Annotated in this window: 15 protein-coding genes; 6 read left to right on the forward strand and 9 right to left on the reverse strand. The window is 67.9% G+C overall.

Going from position 1 to position 17,816, the window contains the following annotated elements; genetic code table 11:
* Positions 1–44 precede the first annotated feature (44 nt).
* Complete coding sequence (locus AB0L53_RS23100; protein ID WP_363997162.1) at positions 45–1,316, forward strand: aldehyde dehydrogenase family protein; 1,272 nt, start codon at positions 45–47, stop codon at positions 1,314–1,316.
* A gap of 45 nt (positions 1,317–1,361) precedes the next feature.
* On the opposite strand, the gene AB0L53_RS23105 is transcribed toward AB0L53_RS23100, so the two are convergent.
* From AB0L53_RS23105 to AB0L53_RS23115, 3 genes are read right to left on the reverse strand one after another with little or no spacing between them, the layout of a single operon-like run.
* Positions 1,362–2,423 (reverse strand): NmrA family NAD(P)-binding protein, encoded by a 1,062-nt coding sequence (locus tag AB0L53_RS23105; RefSeq protein ID WP_363997165.1) that lies wholly within the window; start codon positions 2,421–2,423, stop codon positions 1,362–1,364.
* Positions 2,383–3,417 carry an alpha/beta hydrolase gene (locus AB0L53_RS23110; protein WP_363997168.1) on the reverse strand — a complete coding sequence of 345 codons (1,035 nt, stop codon included), beginning with the start codon at positions 3,415–3,417 and terminating at the stop codon, positions 2,383–2,385. The genes AB0L53_RS23105 and AB0L53_RS23110 overlap by 41 nt, the downstream gene beginning before the upstream one ends.
* 30 nt (positions 3,418–3,447) lie before the next feature.
* Positions 3,448–3,675 (reverse strand): hypothetical protein, encoded by a 228-nt coding sequence (locus AB0L53_RS23115; RefSeq protein ID WP_363997171.1) that lies wholly within the window; start codon positions 3,673–3,675, stop codon positions 3,448–3,450.
* Positions 3,676–3,823: 148 nt separating this feature from the next.
* Here AB0L53_RS23115 and AB0L53_RS23120 point away from each other — a divergent pair, with 148 nt between their 5' ends.
* Positions 3,824–4,255 carry a hypothetical protein gene (locus AB0L53_RS23120; protein WP_363997174.1) on the forward strand — a complete coding sequence of 144 codons (432 nt, stop codon included), beginning with the start codon at positions 3,824–3,826 and terminating at the stop codon, positions 4,253–4,255.
* A 196-nt stretch (positions 4,256–4,451) separates the two neighbouring features.
* Here the strand turns inward: AB0L53_RS23120 and AB0L53_RS23125 are convergent, their stop codons facing one another.
* From AB0L53_RS23125 to AB0L53_RS23145, 5 genes are all read right to left on the reverse strand, one after another.
* Positions 4,452–5,546, reverse strand: coding sequence for an NmrA family NAD(P)-binding protein (locus tag AB0L53_RS23125; RefSeq protein WP_363997177.1), 1,095 nt, complete (start codon positions 5,544–5,546; stop codon positions 4,452–4,454).
* Positions 5,547–5,580: 34 nt separating this feature from the next.
* Positions 5,581–5,850: a hypothetical protein gene (locus tag AB0L53_RS23130; RefSeq protein ID WP_363997180.1), complete on the reverse strand. Its 270-nt coding sequence runs from the start codon at positions 5,848–5,850 to the stop codon at positions 5,581–5,583.
* 151 nt (positions 5,851–6,001) lie between these two features.
* Positions 6,002–6,787: an alpha/beta fold hydrolase gene (locus AB0L53_RS23135; protein WP_363997183.1), complete on the reverse strand. Its 786-nt coding sequence runs from the start codon at positions 6,785–6,787 to the stop codon at positions 6,002–6,004.
* 121 nt (positions 6,788–6,908) lie between these two features.
* Complete coding sequence (locus AB0L53_RS23140) at positions 6,909–7,724, reverse strand: oxidoreductase (RefSeq protein ID WP_363997186.1); 816 nt, start codon at positions 7,722–7,724, stop codon at positions 6,909–6,911.
* Between the two features lie 97 nt (positions 7,725–7,821).
* A complete protein-coding gene (locus AB0L53_RS23145) occupies positions 7,822–8,391 on the reverse strand; it encodes a TetR/AcrR family transcriptional regulator (protein WP_363997189.1) in 570 nt (189 codons plus the stop codon).
* A gap of 195 nt (positions 8,392–8,586) precedes the next feature.
* On the opposite strand from AB0L53_RS23145, the gene AB0L53_RS23150 reads away from it, so the two are divergent.
* Both AB0L53_RS23150 and AB0L53_RS23155 read left to right on the forward strand, forming a co-directional pair.
* Entirely contained in the window at positions 8,587–8,982 is a 396-nt protein-coding gene (locus tag AB0L53_RS23150) for a TetR/AcrR family transcriptional regulator (RefSeq protein ID WP_363997192.1), read from the forward strand.
* Positions 8,983–9,017: 35 nt separating this feature from the next.
* On the forward strand, positions 9,018–9,431 hold the full coding sequence (locus AB0L53_RS23155; protein ID WP_363997745.1) for a zinc-binding dehydrogenase: 414 nt from the start codon (positions 9,018–9,020) through the stop codon (positions 9,429–9,431).
* Positions 9,432–9,445: 14 nt separating this feature from the next.
* On the opposite strand, the gene eccCa is transcribed toward AB0L53_RS23155, so the two are convergent.
* A complete protein-coding gene (eccCa, locus tag AB0L53_RS23160) occupies positions 9,446–13,444 on the reverse strand; it encodes a type VII secretion protein EccCa (protein ID WP_363997195.1) in 3,999 nt (1,332 codons plus the stop codon).
* A 130-nt stretch (positions 13,445–13,574) separates the two neighbouring features.
* On the opposite strand from eccCa, the gene eccD reads away from it, so the two are divergent.
* Together eccD and AB0L53_RS23170 are read left to right on the forward strand one after the other, a co-directional pair.
* Positions 13,575–14,966: a type VII secretion integral membrane protein EccD gene (gene eccD, locus AB0L53_RS23165; protein ID WP_363997198.1), complete on the forward strand. Its 1,392-nt coding sequence runs from the start codon at positions 13,575–13,577 to the stop codon at positions 14,964–14,966.
* Between the two features lie 493 nt (positions 14,967–15,459).
* On the forward strand, positions 15,460–17,808 hold the full coding sequence (locus AB0L53_RS23170) for a DNRLRE domain-containing protein (RefSeq protein WP_363997200.1): 2,349 nt from the start codon (positions 15,460–15,462) through the stop codon (positions 17,806–17,808).
* Positions 17,809–17,816: the final 8 nt, after the last annotated feature.

Consider the following 17,816-nt stretch of genomic DNA (forward strand, 5'->3'; position numbering starts at 1 on the left):
TCCCCTTATATCTTGCCATGCGCTCGGTCGACGGAAGGACGCCCTTGACCAGCAACGAGCACCGTCAGATCCGCTCTGTCGAAGATGAGGTGCGTGCCTGCGCGATCCGGGCCAAGCAGAGCTGCGCGTCCCTCCACAAGGCGACGGAAGCGGCCATCGACACCGCGCTGCGTGCCATGGCGGAACGGTTGCGGGCGGCGCGGGACATCCTCACGACCGCCAACGAAGAAGACCTCGCGGCAGCCGTCTCCGCTGGGATGTCGTCGGCCCTGCAGGACCGGCTGCGGTTGACCGGCCCACGGTTGGAGAGCATGGCCGCCGAACTGCGCACGCTGGCGGATGTGGCGCACGAGCCTCGCGACCAGGTCCTCGAAGAGCGCGCGGATGGCCTTACCCTGCTGGAACGTCGCCGGCCGGTCGGCGTCATCGGCGCGAACTTCGAGGCACGTCCGAACGTCACCGTCGACATCGCCTCCCAGTTCCTCAAGTCACGCAACGCAGGCGTGTTGCGCACTGGTTCGGCCGCGCTGCGCTCGTCCCGGGCCCTCGTGGACCAGGTGATCGCACCGGCCCTCGGCGAGGCCGGCCTCGATCCGGACGCCATCCAGCTGATACCCAGCGAAGACCGCTCGGCGGCGTACGCGCTGGTGTCCCTGCCCCAGCTCATTCCACTGGTCATCCTGCGCGGCAGCGGCGACAGCACCCGCGACCTCGGCCGCCACGCGGCCCGCCACGGCGTCCGTACCCTCGCCCACGCCGACGGCGGCGGGGTCCTGTACGTGCATCCGGCCGCCGACGACAAGGTCGTGCACCAGCTGATCACCGACAGCCTGGACCGGCTGGGCGTGTGCAACCGGCTCAATCTGCTGCTCATCGACCAATGCGTGTACGACGAGCGGCTACCCGGCATTCTTGAGGCCCTGGACCGCCTGGGCGTGACCGCCTCGCTGCCTCCGCACACCCACCCGCGTGGGTATGAGTGGTCGCTCGACTCCAACCGTGCGGCCACCGTGACAGTCGACGCCGTCGACGGCCCTCTGCACGCGGCTCGAATCGCCAACGAAGAGACATCCGGACTGGCCGCCGCCATCGCGACCGAGGACCCGGCCGCCGCCGCGCAGTTCATCGACGCCTACACCGGCTCCGGCGTCTTCTGGAACTCCACCACGCGGCTCCTCGACGGCTTCAAACTGCTGCGGCTGCCAGAGACCGGAATCAACATCGACCGGGTGCCCGGCCCACGCGGCCCGGTGAGCTTCCGCGACCTGTACCTACGGCAGTACATGATCGTGCCGAGCGGCCGGCTCACGTCCTGACCGGACCGTCCGTCCCTGCCAATCTTCTCCGGGGCGCTCAGCGGCTCAGGCAGTCGCCATTTCCCGGATGCGCGGATGGATCTCCAGCGCCCACCGCACAGTCTTCGGCGGGCGCCCGAGCAGGGTCTCCAACTGGTCGGTGACGCCGCGGTATCCTCCACCGCCGATCAGCCGGGTCAAGGTCTTCATGTGCTCCGCGGTGTGCGGATACCCGGCCAGGGCGGTGTCCACGTAGGTCTCGTTCCAGGCTTCGATATCTTCGGGAATGTAGGTGACCGGGCGTCCCAGCACGGCCGCGAAGTCCTCTGCGAACCCATGCATGTCCTTCAGTTCCGGACCGTTGAGCTCGTAGGACTTGGAGATGTGCGGTGCCGGGTCGGCCAAGATCTTCGCGCATACCTCCGCCACGTCGTAACCCGCGACGGGCGCGAGCCGGTGGTGGCCGAAGGGCAGGCGCAGTTCGCCCTTGCTCAGCGGCTCCAGCGCCAGCCAGGTCATCAGGGGGTTCTCGACGAACATGGCCCCCCGGATGTTGACAGTCGGCAGGCCGGACCACTCCAGCACCCGCTCGGCGATCCAGTGGGCCCGTTGCTGCGGCGACCAGTCCGCGACGAGTCCGCCGAGCCAGGCCCGCCGCTCTTCCTCCGGTGCGGTCATTTTGTCGAACGTCATGAACGACTGCTCGAACTCGGAAATGTTGACGAAGACCTCGATGTCGCCCTGGGCCCGCGCCGCCGCGGCCATCAAGGTGACGGCGTCGGTGTAGTACGGCGACAGGCTCATGCTGAAGTAGATGCGTCGGCAGCCTTTCAGCGCGGCGGTCACGTCGGCGATGTTGAGCAGGTCTCCGACGAAGATCTCGGCCCCGGCCTGGCGCAGCGCGTGCGCGCGTTCGTCGTCCTGTCGAACGAACGCGCGCACCGGGTGCCCTTGGTCAAGCAGCATCTCGACCATCGTTCGGCTCACACCACCGATATGACCGGCGGCACCGGTGATCAGGATGGGATTGCGTTCTGGCATCGGTGTGTCCTTTGTCGGGTTGGGTTGGGTCAGCAGTTCAGCGGTGTCATCGGGGCGGCGAGCCGTCGATGCGGGCGAGGAAGTCAAGGAGTGCGGCGTTGACCTCCGCGGGACGCTCCTGCTGCGTCCAGTGGCCACATCCCGGCAGCACCACCGGGCCGTGCAGTTGGGGCGCGAGGGCGCTGAGCGGGTTGCCCGGCCCGCCCTGGCCACGCAGAAGATCGCTCAGCGAGCTGCTCCCGTCCGGGCCGCGCAGTGAGGTGACCATGTCGCGGTCTCCCACCACGTACAGCGCGGGAACGTCGATCCCACGCCCGTGGAAAGGCGCGAGCAGTTCGTTGTTGCGTTCGATGTTCCGGTACCAGTTGAAGGCTCCGGTGAAGGCCTGCTCGCCGTGCAGGGCGAAGTCCTCGGCGTACGCCTGGATGTCCTCTTCCGTCAGCCAGGCCGGCAGAGTGGGCGACTCCGGCATGGTGTCCAGCAGGCCCAGACCCTCGGGTACGACCAGCGGGCGGGGCTCCCTGCCGAGCGGGTTGTCGCCTGAGGCGCCGACCAGGAGGCGGCGGAAAGAGTCCGGGATGTCCTTGGCGAACTCCGCATCGGCGACTCTCGGCTGCTGGAAGTAGATCTGGTAGAAGCCCTCGCCGTACTGGGTGCGGGTGATCGAGGGCGGGACCATCCCGCCGGGCAGGATCGGCGGAATACTGAGCCCGGCCACCGCGCGGACCTTGTCGGAGCGCAGCATCGCGGCGGTCCAGGCGACGGGTGCGCCCCAGTCGTGACCCACGACGACCGCCTGCTCCTCGCCGAGTTCCTCGATCAGGGCGATCACGTCGCCGACGAGGTGGAGCAGGGTGTAGGAGCAGACGTCCGGCGGCTGCTCACTGCGGGCATAGCCGCGCTGGTCGGGGGCGACGACCCGGTATCCGGCCGCCGCCAGCGCCCCGAACTGGTGACGCCAGGAGTACCAGCTCTCCGGCCAGCCGTGCAGCAGCAGGACCAGCGGCCCCTGCCCCTGCTCGGCGATGTGCAGCCTGACACCGTTCACGTCGACGAAGCGGTGGGTGAGCGAACTTTCCACAAGGACCTCCTTGAAATCGGTGAGCGCGTACTACTTCTTCAGCTGCGCGTACAGGGCTGCCAAGTCAGCCGACAGCTGCGACTTGACCCAGAGGGTGATGTCGTCGGCCAGCACCTCATGCGCTCCCGTCTCGATGCCGTCGAGCGCGGCCACAGGGACGTCGCGAGGGTCGGCCTTGGGCGCGTCGACGCCCGCCGCCATAGCGGTGTCCACGTAGGCCACGTGCAGACCGGTCACCGCGATGCCGCGCGGCTGCAACTCCAGGCGTAGAGCTCCTCGACCAGTGCCTTGCCGATACCGCGGCCGCCTCCGGTGACGAAGACGCTGGTGCCCTTGATTGCTGTCACGACTGCCTCCACTCGAGAAACCGATCGGTTTCATCCACTGTAAACCGATCGGTTTCCCCATGGCAAACCGGCTGCGCCAAACCATCACCACGCGCGTTTCAAAACTGAACCAAGGAGGTCAGCCGAGCAAGGAGGCGCTCACCAAGTGCATGAGCGAGGACGCGCACCGCGGCAACCGATCATTCATAATTCCGGCGGACCCGGTGGGACTCCATTCGGGTGAAGCCGAGGGCGTCGCAGTTACCACAGCACGCGCGAGCAACAAGCTCTGGCAACGAGGCCAGCTGCGCGCGAGATTCGTGCCGGCGCGGCATGTCGGCCGGCCGAAGGCGGTCAAAGCCGTGGCCAACTCGGTGCCGGATGCACGATGGGTCGTGGTCTACCTGTGCTGTCCTCGCGATATCACGGCCGCGCTCATCCGCATCCGCGCCGACCTGGCGGCCGGGGCGACTGAGCGGGCGCGGCGTCGTGGCGCTTGTCCAGTGGGTTAACGCATTTGCCCGACGAGGCGTCGTGCAGGTGCAACCGCAGGCTCAGGACATGGAGCAGGTGCCGGTCCCGCAAGGCGGCGGGTCGCGGGGGGTGGCGAAGGCCGAGCCGAACGCGTTGGCTGCCCGCATTGCGGAAGCCGAAGGCGGGCCGTGCGACGAGTTCGGGCGAGATCGGGTTCGTATTGCCGCTTACCGTTTACAACTTGCCCGTCCTCAAATCCGCACTGCTCTTAAGGACAGGAGAGTCGCTGCGCCAGTTCTCCGGTTGGACCCTCTCCCAGAGACTTCCCTTGCCGAGGTCTTGTCCCACCTGGTCTTCTCGCCTGAACCACTCCTCAGCACTTCGGATCCTGTTGGGATGAATTTCGTCGAGCAGCGCATAATCCCTGGTGACGATTCCGTGCTTCCATACATTCCAGAAGCCCGTGAAATTGTCCCTGAAGCTCATGGTGGCCTTGTCGTTGGGATCGGCGTTGTATCCGGCAGGGAGATCGGCAACCGCCTTCAGCGGTCCGCTCCAATATGTGTCCAGATCAGTGTCGATGTACTGTGCTGGATGCCCGGTGACCTTCTCGAATGCCGCAGCCATATCGGCATAGGTCATATGTTCGACGGCGACTTCGAGGTCCATGCCATTCGCCCGCTCTGGATGGTCGAAGAGCCAGCGAACGTAGAATCCGCAATCTTCGAGATCCACGTGGGGAACGGCTCCCCTGCCGAGAGGGACTCGCCATGTGACGACACCGTCCTCGACGGAGGGTGTCATGGGCGTGAGCGGTGAGATCACCATGTCCATGTAGGGACCTGACGTGAAGACCGCCGCTCCCATCCTGTCCCTGTTCTTTTCGTTTTGAAACAGCACCCATTCAGCCATGCGGCCTTTGCCATCATAGTGGCCGGTGCGGAACCTGGAGTCGTAGCCGGACTTCTTAAGGACGTAGTCGAGGTTTCCGTAGACGAAGAACTTGATTCCTTCTTCAATCGCTATCTCGTAACTGCGGATGGCCCAGTAGGTCTCGGTTTTCTCACCGGTGTTGAACCCGTCGATGTTGATGAATGCCCCGTCACAGCCGCGAAATCCTTCCCGCAGCACGTCTTCGTCGGCGAATGACCCGTCAAGGAAGGAGACGTTGCCGAGCGCCAGGAGGGCCTGGGCTCGGGGGGAGGTGGAATCGCGGGTGAGGACTCGAACGGAGTACTTCTTGTCGGCGACAAGAGCGCGGACGATGGGCATCCCTTGAGCCCCTGTGCCGCCGATGATGAAGATGGTAGAGGTGGTGTGAGAAGACATGGCTTTTGACTCCAGAGGTTAAGTACGCACACGATCAGTACGCGATGAGCGCGGCGTGTTCGAGACGGATCTCTGCATCAGCTTGGCGATCAACGGCACCGACCAATACTGCGCCGATGGCTCGCGGGTCGCGGGCGGGCGCACAGAGCTTGGCGGCTCCACCCTCATAGAGGGCCTCCATCACCGCCTTCCGAATATCACAACTGCCCCCTGTCGCGACGGCGACTGTGTCTTTAATGCTTGTCATGGGCCAGCCCGGAAACCGTTCGGTTTCCAAAAAGTGTACACCGATCGGTTTCTGCATGCGACTCCACTGAGCCAAACCATCGGCAGGTGAGTCTCATAACTGAGCCAAGGAAGTCAGTCGGGCGAGGAAGGGCGAATCGACGACCGCCAGACCGGGGACGCGGCCCGGCCATGGGCAGGTGTGGTGAGCCACCGCGCGGATCGGCCTGTCAGCCGAGGCTGAGGATGGCATCGACCAGCAGGTCTGGCTGCTGCTCCTGCAGGAAGTGACCGGCGTCGCGGACCGTCACATGGTCGCGCCCCTGCGCACCGGGGACGCGGGCCTGGAAGACCTGCTCGAATGCGAGCGTGATGTCTTCGTGGTCGGCGAAGGCGGTGAGGAACGGCTTGTCGAAGGCTTCCAGCCCGGCCCAGGCGCGGCTCAGCATCGAGGCGGGCGGGTCTGTGCCGTCGAGCGGTACGAGCCACGGGAACTGCCGTGCTCCGGCAAAGTGCCGCTCGGACGGGAAGGGGGCGTCGTAGGCAGCCGCCTCCTCCTCGGCGAGGACGTGGGCGGTCTGGTTGAGGGCACTGTCGGGGCTACCGACGGCCCACGAGGCGGTCAGGTGGGGCGACTCGGACTGCTCACGCCAGTGCAGGAATGCACTGGCTGCGGGCGCGAACCGCTCGGGGGTGAACGCTGCCATGACCTCCGGGGCGGCCAGGCCGGTGTTGGCGGCGACCACGGCCGCGAACCGGTCGGGCGTGAGCCCGGCGTGCACGAGGAAGATGAACCCGCCCCAGTCCTGGCCGAACAGGGTGATGTCCGTGAGGCCGAGGTGGTCCAGCCAGGCACCGGTCCAGGCGACGTGAGACTCGTAGGTGTACGCGGCCCGGTCGACCGGCTTGTCGGAGCGGCCGAATCCGATCAGGTCGGGAACCAGGACACGTCGGCCGGCTGCCACCAAGCCGGGAATCATCTTGCGGTAGAGATAGCCGTCCTCGCGCGCCTCCACACAGCTTCTTAGCGGCTTCCCGGTCCGACCGCCGGGGGCCCGGGCAACGGTCGGCTAGCCGGGCCGGCTGCCTGTCTGCCTGCCTGCCTGCCTGCCTGCAGGAGCTTCTGGCGGGCAGGCGTCAGCCGGCCAGCTGGTTGAGCTTGCGGATCTGCTTGTCGAAGACTCGGGCAGGAGCGATGCGGCGCAGTGTGCTGGCGCGTCCAGCCAGGGAACCGGCGGTGTAGCGCAGCTTCGGCTTCGGGTCGGTCGCTGCCTCGAGGATCACCTTGGCGACGATGGCGGGGTCGTCGCCGTCCTTGATCGCTGTCTCCATCATGCGGTCGAAGGCGCGCCGCTGGTCCGCGTAGACCTGCAGGGGCGTGTCGGGCCGCGGGCTGTTGGCCTCGAATCCGGTGCTGGTGTAGGCGGGTTCGACCAGAAGCGCCCGGACGCCGTACTCGCGGACCTCGTGGTCCAGGGACTCGGAGTAGCCCTCGATCGCGTGCTTGGAGGCGGCGTAGGCGGCCATGTAAGGCGAGGGGAGGAAGCCGACCACGGAGGAGAGGTTGATGATGCGCCCGCGTCCTTGAGCGCGCATATGGGGCAGGACAGCCTTGGTCATGCGCATCACGCCGAAGACGTTGACGTTGAACAGGTCCTGGACCTGCGCGACGGAGCTTTCCTCAACGGCACCGATGGCGCCCATGCCGGCGTTGTTGACCAGGACGTCAATCCGCCCGAACCGCTCGATCACCTGCTGGACCGCGACGGTGGCCGATTTGTCGCTGGCCACGTCGAGGTCGAGGAAGGTCACACCGTCGAGCGAGGCGACGCGTGAGGTGTCGCGGCTTGTGCCGACCACGTGGAAACCCGCTTCGACCAGCGCGCGGGCAGCCGCTTTTCCGATGCCGGATGACGCACCCGTCACGAGTGCCACCGGCCGATTTGTCGTCATTCTGGACTCCCTAGCTCAGCAAGAAAACCGATCGGTTTCCCTTACTGTAAACCGATCGGTTTCCGCGCGCAAGCTCAGGCAGGAAACAGGCGACGCGTCAGCGCACGCCTGCCGCATCGAGCAGGGTGACCACGGTGGGCGCGATGAGCCCTGCCAGGTTGTCGGCGCCGATCCCCGCACGAGCACTGGCGCCGTCGAAGACCACACTGAGCTGCCGGGCCAGCAGATCCGGATCGCTCGCCCCACCCTGCTCGGCCTCGGCACGGAAAAAGGCCATCAGGTTCCCCTTGACCCGGTGCGCCACCCGGCTCGCAGGGTGACTCTGATCCTTGAGCTCAATCTGCACCGCCAGGTACTGACACCCCCGGAACTCGGGCGCACCCGCCTGCAACTCCACCTGCTCGAAGACGTGCAGGATCCGCTCACGGGGCGAACGGCCATCACCCGCCGCGGGCAGCAGCGTCGCCACGAAGGCAGATGAGCGCTCCTCCAGGCTCGCTGCCAGCAGTTCGTCCTTGCTCTCGAACAACTGGTACATGGAGCGCTTCGACACCCCCGCCGCCTTGCACAGCGCCTCGATGCCGATGCCGACACCGTTTCGGTAGGTGAGCGTGGCCGCCGCCTCCAGCAGCCGCTCTCGGGGACTTAGCCTCACTTCGGTGGTCATACTGCGAGGTTAACTCGATTCCGACGAAATGAAAACCGATCGGTTTCCAGCGTGTTCCATGAGGCGACACACCGGGACCACTCCGCACCGTGGCCCCCGATCCTGGGTGAGTCGCGCTCCGCCATGCCGGGACGGCGCTCTCCTCAGGCTTGTCTCGGCGCCGGTATGCCGGGTGCGCCGCCCCAATTTGACCGGATGCTGCCTGCAGCGCAGCGTCACTTTCTTGACTATGGGGTCGGCACCTCTTTGGAGGCGGTGGCCAAGGAGGCCGGCGTCGGGCCCGGCACGCTGTACCGGCACTTCCCCACCCGGGAGGCGCTGCTGGCGGCCGTGCTGCAGACGCGCTCGGAGGAACTGGTGGCCCGCCAGGCGGACATCGCGCAACTCGGCGATGCCTCCGTGGCGTTGCGGCAGTGGCTGCGGGCTATGGAGGACTACTTCAGCGCCTTCAGCGGGCTGCCGGAGCCACTCATGGCCGCGGCCAGGGCACAGGAGCGGGGGCCGGTCCCGGGGACACGGTGCTCATCCAGGGATCGGGCGGTGTCTCGCTGTTCGCCCTGCAGCTGGCCCGCGCCGCGGGAGCCCGCGTGATCGCCACGACCTCCAGCGAGAAGAAGGCCGTGTGACTGCTCGAACTCGGCGCGAGCGATGTGATCAACTACGTCTCCACGCCGGACTGGGGCCGGCAGATGCGCGAGCTCACCGACGACCGGGGCGCCGATGTGGTCGTGGAGGTCGGTGGCGCCGGGACGATCGCGCAGTCGGTCGCGGCCGTTGCCTACCGCGGCGTCATCTCGCTGGTCGGCCACGTCGCGTACGACACGACGGGCATGAACCTCCTGGACTTCACCTACAGCGGGGCGACGCTGCGCGCGATCGGCGGCGGCAGCAGGAGCGACCTGGAGGACATGAACAGGGTCATCACGGCGCACAAGCTGCGGCCGGTGATCGACCGCGTCTTCCCCTTCGAAGAGGCGCTCGACGCCGCGTCCTACCTGGCCGGCGGTGCCCACTTCGGCAAGGTCGTCATCAGCCACTGAGCAGCCACGATCTTCTAGCCCGCTTCCGGGGGCGTCAGATACGCCGTCTGGATGAGCCGCGCCCCCGAGCGCCGGTCCACATAGAACCCCCGCCCAGGCGGAAGCTGCTGCGGCCGCACATTGCCGAACAGCGCCCCCTCGTCGCGAGGCCCCGACAGCAGCACAGCCGGGGTGTTCATCTCCTTCAACCGCCGCACGACCGGGTCGAGCAGGCTGCGCCCCGCCCCACCCATGGCCCGCCCCAGGATCAGGTGCAGCCCGATGTCGCGGGCCTGCGGCAGCAGGTCCCCGAGTACGGCCAGCGGATTGGCGGACGTGGCCACCAGGTCGTAGTCGTCCACGATCACGTACAGGTCCTGGCCGGTCCACCAGCTTCTGGTCCGCAGCTGCTCAGAGGTGAGGTCGGGCGGCGGCAGCCGGGTCTGCATGACCTCGTGGATGCCCTTGAGCACGGTGGCCGCGGCGGTGCTGGAGGCGGCGTACCCGATCCGGTGCTCGTTGTCGGCCGTGTCGAGCAGTGAGCGCCGGTAGTCGATGATGACGATCCGCGCCTCCAGCGGCGTGAACCTGTCGACGATGCCCTCGGCGATGACGCGCAGCAGGTTGGTCTTGCCGCTTTCGGTGTCGCCGAAGACGACGAAGTGCGCGTCGGCGTCGAAGTCGAGCGACACGGGCGCCAGGGCGGCCTCGTCGATGCCGATCGGGATGCGCGGGCCGCTCTCGTCCGGTCCGGGCAGCGTGTGCACGGGGAACAGGTCGGGCAGCAGCCGTACGGGTGGCGCCGGTGGCTCGTGCCAGGCGTTCGCCGCGTCCGCCACCAGCGCGGCGACCCCTTCGGCCAGGTCGTCCACGGTGGCCTTGCCGTCCACGCGGGGCAGCGCGGCGAGGAAGTGCAGCGCCTCGCGGGTCAGGCCGCGGCCCGGTGCGCCCTCGGGTACGTTGGCGGCGGCCTTCCGGTCGATCTCCGACTCGAAGGAGTCGCCCAGCCTGAGCTCCAGCCTGGTGGAGAACATGTCGCGTACGTTGGACCGGAACTCCGACCACTTGTTGGCCGTGCCGACGACGTGGATGCCGAAGCCGAGCCCCCGGGAGACCAGCTCGCTCAGCGGCGCCTCCAGCGACTCGAACTCCTGGCGCATCGTGGCCCAGCCGTCCACGACGAGGAAGACGTCGCCCCAGCCGTCGCCCTCGTACTCCCCCGCTGCCACGAGCCGGCGGTAGGTGGCGATCGAGTCGATGCCCCGCTCCACGAACAGCCGTTCCCTGCGCGCCAGCAGGGCCGTCATCTCCGCCACCGTACGCCGGACCCGGTTGGTGTCCAGCCTGGTCGCCACGCCGCCGACGTGCGGCAGTCCGGCCAGCGCCGACAGCGTGCCGCCGCCGAAGTCGAGGCAGTAGAACTGCGCCTCCTTGGGCGTGTGGGTGATCGCGAGCGCGGCGATCAGCGTACGCAGCAGGGTGCTCTTGCCCGTCTGCGGCGATCCGATGATCGCGGCGTTGCCCGCCGCGCCCGACAGGTCCAGCCAGTACGGGTCGCGCCGCTGGTCGAACGGGCTGTCCACGATGCCCACCACGGCGTGCAGCCGGCCGGGGCGGTTCTGGCCGGTGCCGGCGGCGGTGAGCCCGTGCGACGCGGTCGCCTGGAGCGGCGGCAGCAGCCGGTCGAGCGGGGCCGGCTCCTTGAGCGGGGGCAGCCAGATCCGGTGGGCGGCAGGTCCCTGCCCGTTCAGGCGGTCGACCACGATATTGAGCAGGCTGTCCTGCTGCTCCCGGTCCTCGGCGACGGGCTCAGGCTCCACCGCGGGCGGCGGCGGTAGCGGCACTCGCTCGGTGCCGTACCAGACGATCTTGCCCTGGTGGCCGGGACGGGCGGCGACCGCGCGGTTCTCCCGCTGCGCCACCTGGTAGGGGCCGGACACGTAGGCGGCCTTGAACCTGGTCATCCCGGTCGTCTCGAACATCAGGTAGGCGTTGCCCGGCTCGGGCGGCAGCGAGTACGCGTCGGCGACGCCCAGCACCGCCCGGCTCTCGGCCGCCGAGAACGTCCGCAGCCCGATCCGGTACGACAGGTGCGTGTCCAGCCCGCGCAGCCGCCCCGACTCCAGCCGCTGGGAGGCCAGCAGCAGGTGCACACCGAGCGAGCGGCCGAGCCGCCCGATCATCACGAACAGCTCGATGAACTCCGGCTTGGCCGACAGCAGCTCGCTGAACTCGTCCAGCACGATGAACAGCGTCGGCAGCGGGCTCAGCCGGGCGCCCTGCTCGCGGGCCTGCTCGTAGTCGCGTACCGAGGCGTAGTTGCCGGCCGAGCGCAGCAGTTCCTGGCGGCGTACCAGCTCGCCGTGGAGCGCGTCGTGCATGCGGTCGACCAGCGGGAGCTCGTCCTCCAGGTTGGTGATGACGGCCGAGACGTGCGGCAGCGTGTCCAGGCCCAGGAAGGTGGCGCCGCCCTTGAAGTCGACCAGAACGAAGTTCAGCACCTCGGAGGAGTGGGTGATCGCCAGTGCGAGCACCAGCGTACGCAGCAGCTCGCTCTTGCCGGAGCCGGTGGCGCCGACAACGAGCCCGTGTGGGCCCATGCCGCCCTGCGCGGCCTCCTTGATGTCCAGCTCGACGGGCCGGCCGTCGGCGCCCAGGCCGAGCGGCACCCGCAGCCGGTTCCTGACCGGCCGGGCCTGCCAGGTGACGGCGGCCGAGATCCGGCGGGCGTCGCCGATGCGGAGCAGGTCGGTGAGTGTGGTGTTGGTGGCGAACGCGTCGCCCGCCTCCTCGGCCCCGCCGGCCGCGCCGGCCCGCATGGGGGCGAGCTGCCTGGCCAGCGCGGCGAACGCGGGCAGGCCCAGCACGTCGGGCCGGCCGAGCGCGGTCCTGACCTGCTTGCCCATGTCGTCCTCGACGACCCGGACCACCTCGTCGGCCGTGACGTCGAGATTCAGCGAGAGCTGCGCGGGCGCCTGTCCCGCCGACCCGCTGAGGTCGATCACGGTCACGCCCTCGATGGCATCGGTGCCGAGCTGACTGCCCGCGGGCACCCGGCCGCCATCCAGGATCACCACGTGGTACGGCAGTACGTCCTGCGACAGGCCCCTGCTGAACCTCGGCCGATCCTTCAGCTCGAACCCGAGCAGGTCGTCGAGCTCCCCGAGGTCCCTGGTGACCAGCCGGACCGGGCCCGCCCCGTCCTCCTCCTCGGGATGGAAGGCGTGCGGCAGCCACTTGACCCATTCCCACTCGGCCGCGTGCTCGGGCCCGGTGCACACCGAGACCCGCAGGTCCTCGGGCGAGTGCAGGGCCACCGCCTGGGCCAGCGCGGCGCGGACCAGGCCGCGGACGGCCTCGGGCTCGCCCGCGAGCGTGATCCGGGCGAAGGAGTGCAGCGCCAGCGCGACCGGGAGGCCGGGGACCGTGGCGTGGGTACGGACGAAGCGGCGCAGCGCCCCGGCGGACATCGGGTCGAGGTCCTCGATCGGCCGGCTCTCGGGCGGGATGAGCGGCAGCGCGAGGCGCTGCGCGGAGGTGGCGATCCGCAGTTGGCCGAAGTCGTCGTCGCGGGGGCGCCGCTCCCACAGCCGCGAGGTCATGACCAGCGACCACAGCGTGACGGGGTCGGGATGGTTCCAGGTCATGGCCTTGCGCTGCTGCTCGGCGGCCTTGCGTACGCGCTTGCGCACCTGCTCCAGGTAGCGGTAGTAGTCGCGGCGCTGGCCGTTGATGCGGTTCTTGCGCTCGCCGGTGTTCCTGAGCATCTGGCCCATCGTCATGCCCACCATCGAGACGGCGAACAGGCCGCTGGAGACCATCATGATCGGGTTGCCCGTGCCGCCGCCGGTGAACATGAGCGCCATCGCGCCCGCCCCGGCGATCATCGGCAGGTACGTCAGGATCTGAGTCAGGCCACCGCCCGTGACCGTCTCGGGGATCTCGGGTGGCGGCTCCAGAAGTACCTCACCGCTCGGCTGCTCCGGCGGCCTGCGCCGGTCGGGCCGACGCACCACCCATGTGTTGCCGCTCACCACACCTCACCGAACCGGCCACCAAACAACCCTCATAAAAGCCCGCCAGACCACGTATTCAGCGACATTTCAAATTTTCTCGACATATTTACGGCGGCGCGGCGGCAAGCCAGTCCATACACTCCTCCAAGTGAGCGCCACCGGAACCGACCTGTGCCGGGTCACGATCGTCACCCCTCGGGGGTCTCTCGATCTCGGCCTGCCCTCGGACATGCCGCTGGCGAGCATGTTGCCGACGCTGCTGCGCATCGCGGGCGAAGGGCTGGCGGAGGCCGGGCTGGCCCACGGCGGCTGGGTGCTGCAGCGCGTGGGCGGCCAGCCGTTCGACGTGAACGTGACGCTGTCGGACCTGGCCGTGCACGACGGGGAGCTGCTGCACCTGCGGCCACGGGGGCACGAGCTGCCCGAGACCGTCTTCGACGACGTGGCCGACGCCGTCGCGACCGGCGTACTCGAACGCACCAGCCGGTGGCAGCCCGCCGTCACCAGGTCGTACGGGCTGCGGACCGCCGCGGTGGCGCTGGGCGCGGGCGCCGCCGCCCTGCTGCTGACCGGCCCGCCGTGGACGCCCGCCGCCATGGTCGCGGCGGGGATCGCGCTGGTGCTGGTGCTGGCCTCGACGGCGCTGTCGCGGGCCCTGGGCGACGCGGGCGCGGGAGCGGCGATCGGGTACGCGGCCCTGCCGTACGGGTTCGTCGCCGGGCTGCTCGGACCCGATTCCCCGACCGGGCTGACCGGGCTGGGCGCGCCGCACCTGCTGGCGGCGTTCGGGGTCACGTTGATGCTGGCCACGGCCATCGGGTTCGCGGTCGCCCAGGGGCTGCCGACGTTCCTCGGGGTGGCGTTCGCCGCGTTCTGCGGCCTGCTCGGCGCGCTGGCGGTCATGGTCCTCGCCGTACCGGCGGCCGGGGTGGCCGCGCTGCTGGCCACACTGGCCGTGGGTATGACGACGGTGGTGCCGTCGGTCTCGTTCCGGCTGGCCGGACTGCCGTTGCCCGCCCTGCCGACGACCGCCGACGAGCTGCGCCGCGAGGGCGGCGACCTGGACGGCCGGATGGTGATCGACCGGACGGTCGTCGCGGACGCCTTCTGCACGGGCCTGCTCGGCGGGGTGTCTCTCCTCACGCTCGGCGCCCAGATCCTCCTGGCGGTGGCGGGCACCTGGCCGGCGCTCGCGATGAGCCTCTCGCTCTCGGCCGCGCTGCTGCTACGCGCCCGCGTCTTCGAAGGCCGGGCCCAGCGGATGTGGCTGCTGACCTCGGCCCTGCTCGGTTCGGGCCTGCCGATCCTGGCCGTGGCGGTGGGGTCGTCGCGTGAGGTGATGCTGTTCGGGGTGGTGCCTGGGCTGGTGGTGCTCGCGCTGCTGGTGGCCGGGGTGGCGCTCTGGCTCTCGGCGTCGCGGCCCACTCCGTTCTGGGGGCGGCTGGCCGACATCCTCGACATCGTGCTGATGATCGCCCTGCTGCCGCTGGCGCTGGCCGTACTGGATGTGTACGAGACGATCCGCGGGCTGGTCAGCTGAGGCCCAGGCCTTATCCGAAGGCAGGGATTCCTGCCTCGACTCCGATCACCGGGCCGGGGTGTTCGACGGCTCAACGGGCTCAAACAGGCCCCTCGCTCGCCCTCGTGGCACTCCAATTTTCCTATGAGACGGTCGACGTTTTACCTGGCCTGTGGAATTACTCGGAGCAGCGACCGAGACGATGCGCGCCATACGTCATCCAGATGGACGCATCACAATGGAAACCTGGTCCCAACCTGTACGTGTCAAACAGTCCGCAGGAGCGTGGGCATGGATTGACACCACTCTGACCGAGCAAAACGGGCTCCTCAGTCCCAAGGTCGCGAAGGCGGCTTCGGAATTCTCCGCTGGAGGTTCGAACCACCCGCTTGTCACCTTCAGCCCGAATACCAAGCAGTCCGTGAGCCTTAGCTGGCCCACCCCTCTGCCGCGCCCTACCATCGTGGGCAATAAGGCAAGGTATGCCAACGCCGCAGGGCCAGGAGCCGATCTGGTGCTCACCGCCCTGCCTATGGGTTATCGGCAAGAAATCATTCTTCGCGCGAAGCCCGCCAAGCCGATGGAGATCAATCTCCCGGTAAAGGCGAAGGGCCTGAAGTTCCAGACGCGCAAAGACGGCCGCGTTGAACTCGCCGACACCTCCGGCCGTCAGGTCGCGCGCCCCTTCAGCGCAAGCCTCTTCACAGGGTCGGCGGACGGCCGACGAGCCCTCGCCACCAAAAGCAAGCCGGGACGAGCCAATCCCACGCTGAAGACCGCCGACGATGGCCGGTCGCTGGTTGTCGGGGTTGACAACTCCCTGCTCCAGGACCCGGCGATCATCTACCCGCTCACCATCGCGGCCACCGTCACGACGAGTAATGGCGATGCCGACGTGGCGGACGACGGTGCCGCAGCTGATCCGACGCGCCCGATCCTGACCGCTGGCACGATCTTTGGCATCCCCAACAGGGTCTACTTGAGTTTCGACACCAAGGGTCTGATCGGCAAGAAGGTAGTGGATGCGAAACTGTCCCTGCTCAATACCGATGCGCCGGCTTGCGGCGATCCAGTTGGCGACGGCATCCAGGTGCGCCGGGTGACCAGCAGGTGGGACCCCAGCAATCTCACCTGGGCGAATAAGCCGTCCTCGGCTGATGAAGGTGCACAAACAGTCACCAAGGCGTATACGTCAGACTGCGGGCCCGACCAGCTCGAATGGCCTGTCACCGACATCATGCAGAGCTGGACTCTCGGCGGGAACTTCGGCCTCGAACTCCGCGCCGCCAACGAGACGGGTCTGGACGACAACTGGCGCTCACTGGCTTCGGCGGAGTACGGCGGACCGGATACGACGCCGAAGCTGACGGCCACGTTCGAGAGCTTCGGCGAGCCAACAATCGTCTACCCGGCGGGAGCTGACGGTGTCGAGGTGTTCACCGCCCCCGACCTGTGGCGTCGCGGCATGCCGATCGCGGAGGCCCAGGCTCACGCCTTGGACGTCGCCGACACACGTATCGAGGCGGCCTCGGACGCGCTCGCGCCGCCCCTGGTCGACATGGTCACAGGCGAGGTGGTGACACCGGCGGTCACCACCGAAGGCCGAGACGCCGCGTCCCATCCGCTGGTTGGCACGGCGTACCTGAGCAACGGCGGCGCGGAGTGGAGCTATGACAGCGGCTACGACGGCGCCGACGAAACAGATGAAGACGGCGACGGTGTACCGGGGGTTACCGAACCCTTTACCTTGAACTCCCGCGTTCCGATGGTGAGTAACAGCTCTGCCCGGCTCAAGACCATCGCCAGCGAAATCCTCACCCTGGACGGCCAGATCCCTGGTGCCGACAAGCTCATCGAAAGCTCCATCTGGGCGGCACGCAACCAGGTCATGGTGCAAGCCAGCGAGGTGACCCCGGCACTCCGGCTAGGTCTCGCGCAGCGCTACGGAGCGACAACGGTATCCATCTGGCTGCGCCCAGGTCTGGAACACCCCACCCGCCTGATCGCGGGACCGAACGACCCCGACCCGGACGTCCGCACTTTCAAGTGTGCCAACGACAGCAAGGGCAAGGAGCTCGACTGCCGCTTGAAGGATGGAATCGTCAACAATTCTCGATGGAGTCTCGGTTTCGACTTCTACATCAACGGCGGCAGCCGCTTCAGAACTCCGACTGGAGCATCATGCAGCACCGGCTTCGCCTGGGGTACGAAGACCGACAACTTCTTTCTCACGGCTGGACACTGCCTCCCCACGAACCTGCCGGCGACCCAGGCGGCCAGGCTGACTGACTATGGCTTCGTCGCAGGCGACCGCATTCTTGGCGATCAGGCGGGCACCACGTATACCGACGGCAAGGGATCCGTTATCCGTCCAGCACCGCAAGGGGGCTTCCACGGAGACCTGGCCCGGATCAAGCTCACCGCGCGCACGCAGACGGCTTCCATTTTCACCAGCGACAACAAGTCGGACAGCGAAAAATCTCCGGTAGCCGGAAAGTGGAGCCGCAGCCCCAGGGAGAACGACGAGTACTGTACCGGTGGCTACAGAACAGGGCAGGAGTGCGGATGGGTGGTCAATGACCCTACGACGACAGCGGACTACGAGCCAGCCCCAGGCGTCGTCGAGCAGGTGGTCCCCGTGGTGTCCGGTGGCCGGATAGGAACGTGTACCTGGCCCGGCGACTCAGGTGGACCCGTGTACACCATCATCGGCAGCGGACCCGCCCAGGGGTACATCACGGCCAAGGGCATCATCAGCGGTGGGAGCGACGCAGAGTCCGGAATCTGCACCCAGTACTTCACGGATATCAGGCTGGCGGCCAAGGCGTTCGGCGGCGACATTAAAAAACGCAAGATCAACTGATTGAATCC

It is taken from the genome of Nonomuraea sp. NPDC052129 (genome assembly GCF_040680095.1).
GTDB lineage: Bacteria > Actinomycetota > Actinomycetes > Streptosporangiales > Streptosporangiaceae > Nonomuraea.